This is a genomic window from Rhodococcus koreensis, assembly GCF_017068375.1.
Lineage (GTDB): Bacteria > Actinomycetota > Actinomycetes > Mycobacteriales > Mycobacteriaceae > Rhodococcus_F > Rhodococcus_F koreensis.
The window spans coordinates 8,862,500-8,875,908 of sequence record NZ_CP070609.1 but is presented as its reverse complement, the minus strand read 5'-3'; the positions used below and the strand labels follow the sequence as shown (position 1 = coordinate 8,875,908).

Annotated in this window: 9 protein-coding genes and 5 pseudogenes; 9 read left to right on the top strand and 5 right to left on the bottom strand. The window is 65.9% G+C overall.

All coding sequences use genetic code 11. From position 1 onward, the window contains the following. Positions 1-17: 17 nt before the first annotated feature. Positions 18-1,307, bottom strand: a complete 1,290-nt coding sequence (locus JWS14_RS40450) for a lysine N(6)-hydroxylase/L-ornithine N(5)-oxygenase family protein (RefSeq protein WP_206015787.1) — start codon at positions 1,305-1,307, stop codon at positions 18-20. Between the two features lie 335 nt (positions 1,308-1,642). On the opposite strand from JWS14_RS40450, the gene JWS14_RS40445 reads away from it, so the two are divergent. Together JWS14_RS40445 and JWS14_RS40440 are read left to right on the top strand one after the other, a co-directional pair. Then, on the top strand, positions 1,643-2,857 hold the full coding sequence (locus JWS14_RS40445) for an MFS transporter (RefSeq protein ID WP_206015786.1): 1,215 nt from the start codon (positions 1,643-1,645) through the stop codon (positions 2,855-2,857). Between the two features lie 11 nt (positions 2,858-2,868). Next, positions 2,869-4,440, top strand: coding sequence for a peptide ABC transporter substrate-binding protein (locus tag JWS14_RS40440; RefSeq protein ID WP_206015785.1), 1,572 nt, complete (start codon positions 2,869-2,871; stop codon positions 4,438-4,440). Between the two features lie 117 nt (positions 4,441-4,557). On the opposite strand, the pseudogene JWS14_RS51920 reads toward JWS14_RS40440, so the two are convergent. Next, positions 4,558-4,812 (bottom strand): annotated as a pseudogene (locus JWS14_RS51920) (IS6 family transposase); the annotation flags it as partial. A gap of 85 nt (positions 4,813-4,897) precedes the next feature. After that, positions 4,898-5,654: pseudogene (locus JWS14_RS40435) on the bottom strand (IS6 family transposase). Positions 5,655-5,794: 140 nt separating this feature from the next. Between JWS14_RS40435 and JWS14_RS40430 the strand changes: the two are divergent. Continuing rightward, positions 5,795-6,825, top strand: a pseudogene (locus tag JWS14_RS40430) (IS110 family RNA-guided transposase). Between the two features lie 422 nt (positions 6,826-7,247). On the opposite strand, the pseudogene JWS14_RS40425 reads toward JWS14_RS40430, so the two are convergent. Further along, a pseudogene (locus JWS14_RS40425) lies at positions 7,248-7,620 on the bottom strand (transposase); the annotation flags it as partial. Between the two features lie 47 nt (positions 7,621-7,667). Here JWS14_RS40425 and JWS14_RS40420 point away from each other — a divergent pair. Further along, positions 7,668-8,577 (top strand): IS5 family transposase gene (locus JWS14_RS40420; protein WP_259376026.1). Its coding sequence is split into 2 segments (ribosomal slippage): positions 7,668-8,018 and positions 8,020-8,577, totalling 909 coding nucleotides; the frame shifts between segments, so codons are not numbered across the junction. A gap of 40 nt (positions 8,578-8,617) precedes the next feature. Here JWS14_RS40420 and JWS14_RS40415 read toward each other — a convergent pair. Continuing rightward, positions 8,618-9,454, bottom strand: a pseudogene (locus tag JWS14_RS40415) (IS110 family transposase); the annotation flags it as partial. Between the two features lie 393 nt (positions 9,455-9,847). On the opposite strand from JWS14_RS40415, the gene JWS14_RS40410 reads away from it, so the two are divergent. From JWS14_RS40410 to JWS14_RS40390, 5 genes are all read left to right on the top strand, one after another. Beyond that, on the top strand, positions 9,848-10,000 hold the full coding sequence (locus JWS14_RS40410) for a hypothetical protein (RefSeq protein WP_206015783.1): 153 nt from the start codon (positions 9,848-9,850) through the stop codon (positions 9,998-10,000). 170 nt (positions 10,001-10,170) lie between these two features. Next, entirely contained in the window at positions 10,171-10,575 is a 405-nt protein-coding gene (locus JWS14_RS40405) for a DUF5319 family protein (RefSeq protein ID WP_206016301.1), read from the top strand. A gap of 514 nt (positions 10,576-11,089) precedes the next feature. Then, on the top strand, positions 11,090-11,719 hold the full coding sequence (locus JWS14_RS40400; protein WP_241031620.1) for a cysteine--tRNA ligase: 630 nt from the start codon (positions 11,090-11,092) through the stop codon (positions 11,717-11,719). Between the two features lie 567 nt (positions 11,720-12,286). Continuing rightward, positions 12,287-12,649 carry a hypothetical protein gene (locus JWS14_RS40395; protein WP_206015782.1) on the top strand — a complete coding sequence of 121 codons (363 nt, stop codon included), beginning with the start codon at positions 12,287-12,289 and terminating at the stop codon, positions 12,647-12,649. A 69-nt stretch (positions 12,650-12,718) separates the two neighbouring features. Continuing rightward, a complete protein-coding gene (locus tag JWS14_RS40390) occupies positions 12,719-12,886 on the top strand; it encodes a hypothetical protein (RefSeq protein WP_206015781.1) in 168 nt (55 codons plus the stop codon). Positions 12,887-13,409 lie beyond the last annotated feature (523 nt).

The window sequence follows — 13,409 nt, the reverse complement described above, 5'->3', positions numbered from 1 at the left end:
CAGTCTGCGGATGTCCATCACGCCGACCTCGCCTCGTCGGCTGCGCGACGATCGAGCAGGTCGTCGACGATGTCCTGGCTACGGTGTGCGAGCACGCTGATCAGCGAGTCGGAGATGCCGTGCGTCTGCTCGTTCACGCCCTGCAGATACACTGCGCCCCCGGCAGAGTCGCCGTGATCGACGCGGTATCGGCGGCTCACCACGATGTCGTCGAGACCGATCCGCTCGGCGAGGTCGCGCACGATCGCGGGCATCTGCGGTTCGTATCCGGTGCCGAGCAGCACGATGTCGCAGCGCAGCGGTGAGACCTTGCCGGTCTTGCGGTCGCGTAGATCGAGCACAACCTCGTCGCCGTCCATCCTGGCCGCGACCACCTCGGTCATCGACAGGACGCTCGTTCGGTTGTCGCCCAGCATCTTCTGCTGGTAGAGCCGCGAATAGATCTCGTCGAGGAACGGCGGTGCGAGGCCGGCGTAGTTGGTGAGGTTCATCTCCTGGAGGATCTGGCCGCGCACATCGTCGCCCGTGCCGTAGAACTCGTCCACGAACGACGGGAAGAACAGTTCATTGACGAACTTGCTCGTCTGATAGTTCTGTAGCCCGATCGAGCGCAGCACCAGCGTCGGCGTGCTGTTCGGCAGGTGGTCGTGCACCGCCATGAACATTTCGGCGGCACTCTGCGCGCCGCCGATGACGACAGGTCGCAACGCTCGGTCGGCAGGCACGTGCGCAATCCGGTTGCAGTACTGGGTGCTGTGAATCACCCGATCCTCGGGCAGGTCGCGGAAGACTTCGGGCACGTGCGGATCCCGGCCGACGCCGATCACGAGGTCACGGCAGTGCATGCGGCTGCCGCTGGTGAGCGTTACGGTCCAGCCGACGATTTCGCCGCTGCCCGCGCGTCGTGGCTCGACCTTCTCGGTGCGGGCGTTGTAGCGCACCCGGACATGCTCGAGGGAGTGGGCGACCCACTGCTGGTAGTCGGACAGCTCCCAGCGGTACGGATTGAACGTGGACAGGTTGACGAACTCGTCCAACCGCCCGCGCTCGTGCAGGAAACTCAGGAACGAGAACCGGCTGCACGGGTTACGCAGGGTGACCAGGTCTTTCAGGAAGGACACCTGGCTGCGCGCCCAAGGCAGGAGCATGTTCCGCTGCCATTTCACGTCGGGATGCTGCTCGAGCAGGACGGTGTTGTGCGCAAGGTCGGGGGAACCGGATTCCTCGACGGCGATCGCGAGCGCAAGGTTCGCCGGGCCGGCCCCGATGGCCAGTACGTCAACGTATTGATCTATCACAATTTCCACCCGGAATGTCGATGGGCTCGACTCGATGGAGTACGAGTCGACTTCTTGAAGCCGAGGCTTTCCGGCATTCGGCCAGCCGGTTCGGCGATCTTCGCCGCGGACGTCTGATGTCGTCCTGCTCAAACTGTCCGCATCGGCCGGCTCCGAGTCAGCACCCCCTAGGGTGCAGGGATCGCACCCCGGAGGGTCGTCCTCGAACCCCCTCGGGGGTGGCGCGCAGCTCTCGCCGGCCCTACGGTTTCTCCACCGGGTCAACGTGTGTCGCGCTGGCCCCGTTCGACTCGAATCCGACTGCCGCGCATTCGGCGGTCCCTACATCTGATGAGGATTCATCCATGACCGCAACGAAGACCGCGACGCGGACGGGCGTCCTCGACGCCGTTCACGCCACACCGCCGCCGGTCAGATATCTGCTCGGCGGCGTCTTAGTGAATCAGGTCGGCGCCTTTGTGCAGACATTCCTGCTGCTCTACCTGATGCATCGGGACTTCTCGATCGGCGCGGCCGGAATAGCGCTGACTACCTACAGTGCGGGCTCGGTGCTGGGCACCCTGCTCGGCGGTGAACTGACCCACCGGATCGGTCCGCGCGCGACGATCGTGGCAGCGATGACGACGTCTGGGCTGATCCTCGGCGCGGTTCCGCTGCTGAGCCGCTCCGACCTGTATCTCGCCTTGCTGATGGCAATCGCGCTCGCGGGTCTGGCGACCCAGTGCTACCGGCCGGCGGCGGCGGTATTGCTCTCCGACCTGATGCCGGACGAGCACCGGGTGATGGCGTTCTCAATGATGCGGACCGCGTTGAACATCGGCGCCGCCCTGGGGCCGCTGATCGCTGCCGGCCTGATCCTGGTGGACTGGAACCTGCTGTTCTGGTTCGACGCCCTCACCGCGCTGGTCTACGCGGCGGTGGCGCGCATCCTGCTGCCGAGCGTGCGCGCCGCCCGAGAGACCGAGGAGCCGGCGCCGGATCGGCGCTCCGCATACGCGATTCTGCTGCGGGACTGGCGGTACCTGCTGTTCCTCGCGTCGTGCCTGATCGGCACGGTCATCTATGTGCAGTACACCGTCGCATTGCCGCTGCAGATCACCGCAGCCGGTCATCCGACGGCGCTCTACAGTGCCGTGCTGATGACCGCCTCGCTCGTGCTGATCGCCTGCGAACTGAAGATCACCTCGCACGTCACGAAGCTACGGCCCAACACAGTCGGCGCGGTCGGCACCGCGGTGATGGGCCTCGGCGTCGCCGCCTACGGTCTGGCGACCCACTCGAGCGCAGCGATCCTGGCATGCACGGTCGTGTTCGTGTTCGGCGTGATGATCAACGGCCCCACCATGTTTGCCCACCCCGCGAAGTCCCCAGCGGCAGTGAAGGCCCGTTACATCGGCGCCCACCAGGCGACGTTCGGGCTCGGGATGGCGCTCGGGCCGGCGCTCGGCGTGCTGGCCTGGGAGACGATGTCGACCGGCATGTGGGCCCTGTGCGGCGTGCTCGGCATCGCCGCGGCCTGGTGCGCCCTCGTCGGAATGCGCGAGGAGTCGCCGTCGTGATGCCCTCCCGAATGGTCACTGCCATTGTCGGCCTCGTCGTGCTACTCCTCGCCGTCGGTTGCACAGGTTCCGGAATCGATGAGAACCAGACCACGATCAGTTACAACGGCACCGAACCGGAGAACGCGCTAATTCCCGGCGACACCACCGAAAGCGGGGGAATCAAGGTCATCGGCGCGCTTTTTCGTGGTCTCGTCGAGTACGACGCACGCACCGCCGAACCGCGCAACGCGGTCGCCGAATCGATCGAGACCACCGACTCCCGCGTGTACACGATCACCCTGAAATCCGGCTGGACGTTCCACGACGGCACACCGGTCACGGCGAGCAGTTTCGTCGACGCGTGGAACTACACGGCATACGCACCCAACAACCAGCACGGCGCCGGCTACCTCTCGCACATACAGGGTTACGCCCAGCTCCAGTCGCCGCAGCCGTCCACGACGACGATGTCGGGCCTGCGCGTCGTCGACGACCGCACCTTCGTCGTCACCCTGACCGAACCGTTCTCGGCGTTCCGAACTCAGCTCGGGTTCGCGGCGTTCTTCCCGTTGCCGACGAGCTTCTTCGCCGACAAGGCGGCGTTCGAGACGCATCCCGTCGGCAATGGGCCGTTCCGGTTCGTCTCGCGCGATCGCGGACACAACATCGTCGTCGAACGGTACGAGCAGTTCGCCGGTGCGCAGAAACCGCACGTCGTGCGCGTCGAGTTTCGCTTCTACCCGACGCTGGAGAATGCCTACGCCGACGTCGTGGCGAACAAGCTCGACTTCATCGAGATCACTCCAGCTTCCGCCCTCGCGGAAGGCAGGTACCGCACGGAGCTCCCGGACCGGCACCTGTCCCAGACCTATCTGGGTGTGCAATCGATATCATTCCCGCTCTACGACGAGCGCTACGCGAATCCGCAACTACGGCAAGCACTGTCGATGGCAATCGACCGCCAGTTCGTCATCGACACGGTGTTCGACGGCGACAAGGTCGTTGCCGACGGCGTGGTCCCCCCGAGCGTGCCGGGACGCGCCGACGGCCAGTGCGGACAGCTGTGCACATATCAGCCGGCGCGGGCCCGGCAGTTGTTCGACGCGACCGGCTTCGAAGGACCCATCGAGCTGACGGCGAACAACGACACCGCCAACCAGGACTGGGTCGAGGCGACCTGTGCCACGATCACACGGGCGCTCGGCCGGGAATGCCGGTTCGTCCCGGTGCCGACGCTCGGTGAGTTCCGCAAGGCGATCAATGACCATCGGATGACCGCGATCTACCGCTCCGGCTGGGTCGCCGACTACCCGTCGATCGAGAACTTCCTCAACCCGATCTACCGCACCCGCGCGGCGGTGAACGGCGGACAGTACTCGAACCCGGCGGTCGATGCACTGCTTGCCCGCGCAGACGCGGCACCGACCGAACAAGAGGGGTGGGCGCTCTATCAAGAGGCCGAGCGACAGATACTGCTGCAGGACATGCCCGCGATTCCGCTCTGGTTCCAGACCGTGCAGTCAGGTTGGTCCACGCGGCTGCACAACGTGGTCGTGACACCGTTTCGGGAACTCGACTTGTTCAGCGTCACTGTGTCGTAATCCGCTGACCGATCCAGTGCTACCGCCGGCTGCCCAACGGTGAACCCAAGGGCGTTGTCAAGTTGTTTGGAGTGCCACTGTTTTCGGGGGCAGTCGAGTGTCGGTAGACGTCGTCGATCAGGTTGCTGGGGTCTGTGCGGTGACCTGATTCCACACCTGGAATCGGGTACGCATCTCGGTGCGGTAGTCGGCGGCGGTCATGCGGTGGCGGCGTAGCCGAAAGTGCGGGGGGATCCGGCTGAGCACCGCCAGAAATCTTTGGGCTGTACCGACGGGGCGGAAGCCCTTCATCGCGCGTTCACGCTGGCGGGTGGGTGGGCGGGTGTTCTCCGCCCGGTTGTTCAGATATTTCGATTGCCGGTGCTCGACCGTGGCACTGTCAAGTTAGCTGAAAGGAACAGCGGCGCAATTGGTTTAGAGCGCGTGGCGATGTAACACCGTTGGGGTTGTTCACGTTTCAGGAGGCAACCCCGGTCGCGGTGACTTCCCGCCAGACCGCGAATCGGTCGGCCATCTCGGTGCGCCACTCGGGCGCGGTCAGTCGGTGCCGGCGGGGCCGGAAATGTGGTGAAATGCCCGAGAAAGCCGAGAGGAAGCGTTGCGCGTGCCCGGTTGAGTCGAACTGTTTCATCGCCCGCTCCCGCTGTCGGGTCGGCCGATGGGATCACCGGCGGTGCGCGGCTGAGCGGCGATTTCGGGACGAGTCCTGGCGCATCGACGCACTCGTCGGCCCGGTTGTTCAAGTACTTGGATCGGCGATGCTCGACCGAGGCCAGCGACTCGCGGTGGGCCACGCTGTAGCTGGTCAGCTTGTCGGTAACGATCACCCGCGGCACATATTGCAAGCCCTTGAGCAGCTTACGGAAGAATCGTTTGGCGGCGTTGCCGTTTCGGTGCGACTGGAGCAGCACATCGAGCACGTTGCCGTGCTGGTCGACCGCGCGCCACAGGTCGTGCCGGGTGCCGTTGATGCGGATGAAGACCTCGTCGAGGTGCCACTTGTCACCGGGCCGCACCCCCCGTCGGCGCAGCTGGTTCGCGTACGCCTGCCCGAACTTGGCACACCACCGCCGGATCGTCTCGTAGCTGACCACGACACCGCGTTCGAGCATCATCTCCTCGACTTCACGGAAGCTGAGCGGGAACCGGAAGTACAACCACACGCAGTGGTTGATGATCTCCACCGGGTAGCGGTGGCCCTTGTACGACGGCATTGCTGTGGTCACGCCACTGATCCTCCCAGCTCGCCAAACTCGCCAACGTGATGCGATGTAGGAGCGGGGGCCTCCCGCTCCTCGTGGTTCCCGGCGAATGCTGGGGGTGTCAAGGTTTCATCACGACGGAGGAGGCCCCTATGAACGAGTATGACGGAAATCAGGTCGTCGGGATCGATCTGCACCGGCAGCGATCGGTGATCGTCCGCCAGACGGCGGAGGGTGAGCAACTGTCGGCGGTGCGGATCGTCAACGACCCGGTGGCGTTGGGTTGCAGATCGAAAAGGCCGGCCCGAATCCGGAGGTGGTGCTCGAGGCGACGTACGGCTGGTACTGGGCGGTCGATGCCTTGCAGGCCGCCGGCGTGATCGTGCATCTCGCACATCCTTTGGGTGTCAAGGGTTTCCGGTATCGGCGGGTGAAGAACGATGTACGTGACGCGGGGGATCTGGCGGATCTGTTGCGGATGCACCGGTTGCCCGAGGCGTGGATCGCCCCGCCCGCCACACGCGAGTTGCGTGAGCTGGTGCGCTACAGGGCGAAGCTGGTCGCGTTGCGCTCCGGGCTCAAGGCGCAGGTGCACTCCGTGCTCGCCAAGGCGGGAGTCCTGATCCCGGTGTCGGACCTGTTCGGTGTCACCGGTCGCCAGAAGCTGGCGCGGGTGCCGCTCGCCGACGCGTACGCGCGGCGGGTGATCTCGTTGCTCGAGCTGATCGACGTCCTCGACGCCCACGAGGCACGGTTCACCACCCGGATCGCCGCCGAACTGCGTGGCGAGCGCGGTTACACGGCGATCCAGGCGTTGCCCGGTGTCGGTCCGACTCTGGCCGCAGTGTTCGTCGCCGAGATCGGGGATGTGCACCGGTTCGCCGACGCCGCGCACCTGTGCTCCTGGGCCGGGCTGACCCCCAAACACCGCGAATCGGACACCGTGGTGCGCCGCGGCCATATCACCAAGCAGGGCTCGAAGCTGGTGCGCTGGGCGGCGGTCGAGGCCATCCAGCGACACCAGGCCGGCACGAAGATCTCGGTCGACCGCACACCCATCGAGGCCCGTCGCGGCAGGAACATCGCCAAGGTCGCCGCGGCCCGCAAACTGCTCACCCACGTCTACTACGGACTGCGCGACGGAGAGATCCGCGCCGTGGCCCACCAGAAGGCGGTGGCGTGAGCACCCCGGGCGCAACACGCGCGCGGTCGCTGCACTGTCTGACCCCTGCCTCGGCGGCGTGGTCGCCAACGTGATTGACCCCGCGTGTTGCTTCGCCGTAACGCTCCATGCCCGCCCTACCCCGGCCGGGCGAAGGGATGACCGCAGCCGAGGAAGCTCGGCCCTGCCCAACCCCCACACCACACTGGAGACGTTGCACCACAACCACATAGCGAAATCGAATCCGCGTCGTTGGTCCTCGATCGATTCTCGGGCTCACTCCAGGGCCGGGCCACCGTCAAGACCATTCGTCCTCGCTGACGCTGCGGGCGCTGTGTCTTGACCCCCGGCCCTCACCCAGCGCTGCCCGCATGGAGCCGAAATCCGTACAAATGCCCCCTTGACAAGGCCCCACTCCTACAGACATCCCAGGGCCTCGGATGTCAAGCAGCGGGCTTGTCGACGTGATGTGACCATGCGGTCGTCTCGTCGTAGTGGGTGCGGGTCTTGAGGCACCCGTGCAGGATGCCGACGAGCCGGTTGGCGAGCTGGCGCAGCGCGGGGTTGTGGTCGAGCCCGCGGGCGCGTTGTCGGTCGTAGTAGGCGCGCGCCCCGGGCGAGGTCTGCAGTGCCGATTGCGCCTGCCGCATGAGGGCGTCGACGAGCCGGTCGCCCAAGCCCGTATCTGGCGGCGACGAGCTTCCGTTTGCCCGAGGCGCGGGTGATCGGGCTGGTGCCGGCATAGTTCTTGCGGTTCTTTGCGGTGGCGTAGCGGGTGGGGTCGTCACCGAACTCGGCGAGCACCCGGGCACCTAGGGCGTGTCTCCCAATGATTTGGGGTGTTGTGCTGCAGACTCTTCGCTGTGGCAGACGTTGTTAATCGGTTTGAGGTGTTGACGGACAAGCAGTGGGAGTTGCTTGCGCTGCTGTTGCCCAGTTCGGATGGGCTGCGGGGGCGGAAGTTCCAGAACAGCCGACTCGTGGTGGAGGGGATGCTCTACCGGCTGCGTACCGGGCTCCCGTGGCGGGATCTACCTGCGCATTTCGGCCCCTGGAAGACGGTGTGGAAACGGCATCGACGCTACGCCGGGGATGGAACGTGGGATCGGGTACTCATAGCCCTGGCCGCGATGGCCGATGCCGGTGGCGACCTGGATTGGGCGGTGTCGGTGGATTCCACCGTGGTGCGGGTGCACCAGCACGGCGCCAACGCCGCGCGTGACACAGGGGGATCTACCGAATTACACGAATCTGCTTGACGAACCGGTCGATCACGGCATCGGCCGGTCCCGCGGCGGGCTGACCTGCAAAGTCCACCTGGCGTGCGATGGCGACGGACGTCCCTTGTCGGTGCTGGTGGGTCCTGGCCAGGCCGGCGACAGCCCGATGTTCGGCCCGCTCCTGGAGGGCATCTGCGTGCCGCGCATCGGTGGCGGCGCACCCCGTACGCGCCCGGACGAGGTCCGTGCCGACAAGGCGTACACATCCAAGGCCAATCGAGAACTGCTACGCAGCAAGGGCATCAAGGCGGTCATTCCCGAGAAGTCCGATCAGGTGGCCAACCGCAAGAACAAGGGCAGCGCGGGCGGTCGGCCACCGAACTTCGATGCCGAGTCGTACAAGGGCCGCAACGTGGTGGAAAGGGCCTTCAACAAGGCAAAACAGTGGCGAGCGGTGGCAACCCGGTATGACAAGCTTGCCCTGACTTACCGGGCTGGATTCCTCCTCGCCGGCATCGTCGAATGGCTCAAACTATTGGGAGACACGCCCTAGGACCGTGGCCAGGCCGGGCTGGGCTGGGCTGGGCTGGGCTGGGCTGGGACCGCACGATCTCAGCGTCCGGGTGACGACGAAAATGGGCATCGACCTGCGCTTCGAGTGCGGTGATCTGCTCGTTGAGGGTGCCCAGCACCGCCACCGCGGCGCGCGTGGTGGCCGCATACGCGGTGGTGACCACCCCCGGCCGGCCGAGCTGTTCGGTGCGCAGCGCTGCCCGGATGCGAGTGGTCTTGGTGTCGATGTCGCGGCGACGGGCTCGGCGCAGGGCGGCCGAGATCTGGGCCCGGCTCAACCGGGCCGCCGCGGTCGGGCCGGGGGCCTTGCCGAGCAGTTCGAGGGTATCGGCGGCGTCGAGGTCGTCGAAAGCCTCCAGCGCGGCCGGGAAGTACTCACGCAACGCGTGTCGCAGCCGCTGCGTCTGACGGGTGCGTTCCCAGATCAGCGTCTTGTGCGCGCGGGCAACGACTTTCACCGCCTCGGCGTCGGGGCTGTCGCCGGCCATCGCGCGGAGCTGGTGGGCGTCGGTGCGGACCATGTCGGCCAGCGAGTGTGCGTCGGCGGCGTCGCTCTTGGCACCGGACACCGCATGGCGTTGCCGATACCGGGCCGCCTGCAACGGGTTGACCGGATACACGACGTAGCCGGCTGCATCCAGCGCCGCCACCCACGGACCACGGTCGGTCTCGATCCCGACCCGCACCTCGGCGTCGTCGCCGGCGTCGTCGCCAAGCTGTGCGGCGATCAGCGCGTGCAGCCGTGCGATTCCGGAACTCCCCTCCGGTAGTATGGATTTCGCCAGTGTGCGCCCCGACGAATCCATCAATTCCACATCGTGATGATCCTCGGCCCAATCGTCACCCACCAGCAGCAGCATTTACTATCTCCCTTCCCCGTCCGTCATCGACAGATACCTCGGCAGCCTGGCGGAAGAAGTTTCGGCGACCTAATAAAATAGTGCTCTGCGGCACGACATCCCAGCAGCGATCATCTTCTTCCGAACCGAACCGGCGAGGGCACGATCTGTAGGCAGGACTTCCACCCCCGTCCAAGGGATGAACAGTGCTCTCTCGCTGGCCGGCTACCGGACACCAGTCTGGCGCATCGACCGCTGACCCGTAGCTCTTATTAGGGATGACAGGGTCTACCGGTCGAGATCCACCATCGGACAAGTCCCGCTAGCATCGGACAATCGCCCTGGTCAACGGGGTGATTGTCGTGACGGGGCGATGCCGGGGATGTTCGGGGTCGAAAGAAGATTGCGCATATGAAGGAAGCCACCGACGATACGAAGTCCACCAACAGTGGCGGGAACCGCCACCCCGAGTGCCAGTTATGGGATCTGATCCTGGGTTCGGCCTCCTTGATGGCCGCCGCAGTGATCATCGCCGTCACTCTCACCACCGGTGGATACCTGTGAACTGCGGCAACGGCGCCTACCGCTGCGACGGTGGGTGGCACGGCCACACGATCGGCGGCACCGACTACATCGAGCACCTCGGACACAGAGCACACGACCTGATCGGCGGGCCAGATCACCGATCCATCTCCGGTCAATCTTCGCCGCATCTCAACACGTACTGTGGTGCCGTGCACGATCAACTGCCTCCCGGCCTCCCGCTGGACCCGTTCGCCGGCGACCCCGCCGACCCGGCAGCAGCCCTCGACGCCATTGAGCCGGGCCAGCCACTCGATCCCCAGGAGCGGCTCGCGGCGGAGGAAGATCTGGCCGACCTCGCCGTATACGAGGCGCTGCTGGCACATCGGGGGATCCGCGGTCTCGTCGAATACTGCGAGGACTGCCAGCACGATCACTACCAGGATTGGGACATGCTCCGCGCCGACCTCCTCCAGCTTCTGGCCGGCGGCCCCGTCCGCCCGCACGAGCCGGCCTATGCCCCGACCCCCGAGGCGTACGCCACCTGGGACTACTGCGGCGGGTACGCCGATGCCCAGGTGAACAATGCGGCGCACGGCGCCACCTTCGACACCTGAGGGCCCAGCCGCCACAACGGCCGGACATGTCGCATCCGCGGCGGAAATCCCGCAGCGCACACGAGACCGACCAGATGGCCGGTGCACCGAGCTCCGCACGACCGGCGCGGCGGAATCGGCACTCCCGTCCGCCCGATCCGCCTCCCTCGGCAGCCAGTGTCCTAGCACGGGAACGGTTTTCGTCGAACGCGGAGTGACTCACCAGACCACCGATCCACTCCCCGCTGGTGGTCACCAGACCTCGGCACAGACGTCGTGGCCTCCGACACCACGAATATGGAGGACGTGGGAAACGACCCCCACGTCCCGCTAGCAACACACACCGATGCCGTCACGGGGGCGGGGCTGTCCCGGGCGAGGCGGCCAGGGACGAGACTGACAAGATGCTGATCCTCTCCGGAGCCAACGCCCCACCCACCGCCACACTCGGTACGCCGGGCAGCGTCGTGACCTGTGTGTACGCGCGCCCGTCTCGGACCGCTCCTCGACAGCCGGGGCGGTCCGCACACTCCTGGTGGCCGACCTGACCCGACGGGTCCTCGAGGATGTGCACCGCTCACAGGTCGCACTCACCCTGCTCGCCTCCGGCCCCGGTTCACCCGTGGCACCAGGCGATCTCGACGCGTGGATGATCCGCCCACCGGCGGGCGTCTTCGAGTCCGTCGACGCCGCCGCGGCCGCAGTCGGCGCCCCGGTCGGGCTCATGGTGACCGCGGCCGAGGACGACACTGCCGAGTCTGCGCTGACCGTCGGTGCCGCGGCCGGGTCCGAGCCGCTCGACGATCTGATCCACGCCGGTCATGACCCGTTGACGCTGCGTTGTGTGCTGCTCTCGACGCACTACGGGCAGCAAGCGCCGCTGACCATGGAGCGGATCGCCGACGCCGCGGGTCTGTTGCATCGATGGCGGCAGCGCGTCGCCGACTGGAGCACGCACATCTCCGTCCCGATGCCCGCAGACATCCTCGAAGCCGCGTATCGTGCTTTCGACCGGAACCTCGACGTGCCGGCGGTTCTCGACCTGATGCGACACGTCGAGTCCGACGCCGCGATCGCCCCGGGCGCCAAATTCGAAACCTTTGTCCACCTCGACCGGGTGCTCGCCTTCGATCTACCCCGCCACCTCGGCGGCCCGCACTCGTGAGATTCACCGTCCCGAGCCGCCGTGCGCCGGCGGGCAACACAGTCCCGTGTCCCGCGCCGCGGAGCTGGCACCCGGAAACGGGTACACCTGCATGCGGCTCGGGATATCACCGAGACCGGCTTCGTCAGCGGCTCACACCCAACGCGGCCATCGTCGGTCAGCCTCAGCAGGCTGATTGCGGTGCTGCCGCCCTGCGCTGACGGAACCCGCAAGGGAGCAACCCCATCGCGGAACGGCCTTCCAATCAGTGTGCGCGCGAGCGATGTCTGCCGAACGGTTGATTGACAATATCGGCGATGGGAGCGACTTATCACCTCGCCGGGGTGGTCGGGATCCGCGAGATCGGCGCTCTGGTGTGTGCGGGCTCCTCGGGGGTGGCAGCATCGTGGCCGCAGGGTCGGCTGGCCCGGGCCGATCTGCGGGCTCCGGTGACTCCGCACCAAAGGTTCGAACCCCACCGACGGGACGGTAAACAGCAGGTCAGCGCTGATATTTAGCATGCTTCGACTTGCATGTTTGCATTAGCGGTGATTCCCCGCTCTGGACGCCCGGAGGAGAATCAAGGCCATGAGCACACAGCACGATGACCACGCGATCCGCGACGGCGTGAACTGCGTAGCCCCGCCACCTGACAGTGTCATCGAGCGCGTCACCCCCGCACTCCGCGCCGCACTTTTCCGGGAGGAGAGCCGACTGGCAGAGCGATGCGCCTCGGCTGCGACCGTCGAACTGCACGACGCAGCCATCAAGGCCGTGAACCTCGCGCATGCAAACCTGAGCACGTTCCTCGCCGCCGACACTGCGCATCCCGACAGTCCCACCTCGCAGAGCGACTACTACCGCTTCGCCTACGCACTGATCGATAGGATCACCGAGGCACGCAAAGCCGGCGTCGACGTCAGGCTCGACAAGCTCGAGATCCGGCGCTGACGTCAAATCAGATCAAGAGCAACGTCGGCCCGGGTGGGGCAACCCACAGTGCAGAGGTGGTGACCGGGTGTGATCCATCAAGAGATCCGGGAGTGGGTCGCGGAGTTGATGAAACTCGACATCGCCACGGCCAGCCCCGGAGAGTTGGCCAAACTCGACGCCATGACCGCGCTGGCCGAACGGCAGTATGTGCAGCAGCTGCTGAGCCTCCACGAATTCAGGCCGCCGGCGGGCTGAACCAGGCTAGAACGCCAGCACCGCGACCTGCGATAAGACAGTTAGGGTGGGATCGTTTCCGTTCACGAGGTGACCACCATGGGTTCTGCAGGTATCGACTTCAATCTGGCCTTCGCCGCGTTTCTGCACTGGCTCCACATCATGTTCGGCCTGAACGTCGCCGTCTGACAGAAACGCTCACATCGCCGACCCCGCATCGGCTGCCTGCATCGGCGCCGGGGTCGGCCCAATACTTCCCCACCGCCGTCCCCCACACACCCAATCCGTCCGGCCGACTCTGCACAGGGGCGTTGCGGGCACACACCAGAGGGTAACGAAGGACAGCTGGATAGTATGTCTCGTCCTTCAGCGCCCACGAAAAACAATTCTTCGCCTGAATTCAACTGAGGTGCAACAACTTCCCCGTCCGGATTGATACCCAGCGACAAAATGGGGTGGCCGTTTCGAAAGACTCCGCGGCGTCGCTGTCGTCGACCCCGTGGCAGGAGACGGTGATTCTCGTGCTGGCCGCCAACTGCTCGGG

Excerpts from the sequence above, each read along its gene's own strand:
- JWS14_RS40445 (WP_206015786.1), top strand. The coding sequence starts at position 1,643 with ATGACCGCAACGAAGACCGCGACGCGGACGGGCGTCCTCGACGCCGTT.
- JWS14_RS40440 (WP_206015785.1), top strand. The coding sequence starts at position 2,869 with ATGGTCACTGCCATTGTCGGCCTCGTCGTGCTACTCCTCGCCGTCGGT.
- JWS14_RS40410 (WP_206015783.1), top strand. The coding sequence starts at position 9,848 with ATGAAGGAAGCCACCGACGATACGAAGTCCACCAACAGTGGCGGGAAC.
- JWS14_RS40395 (WP_206015782.1), top strand. The coding sequence starts at position 12,287 with ATGAGCACACAGCACGATGACCACGCGATCCGCGACGGCGTGAACTGC.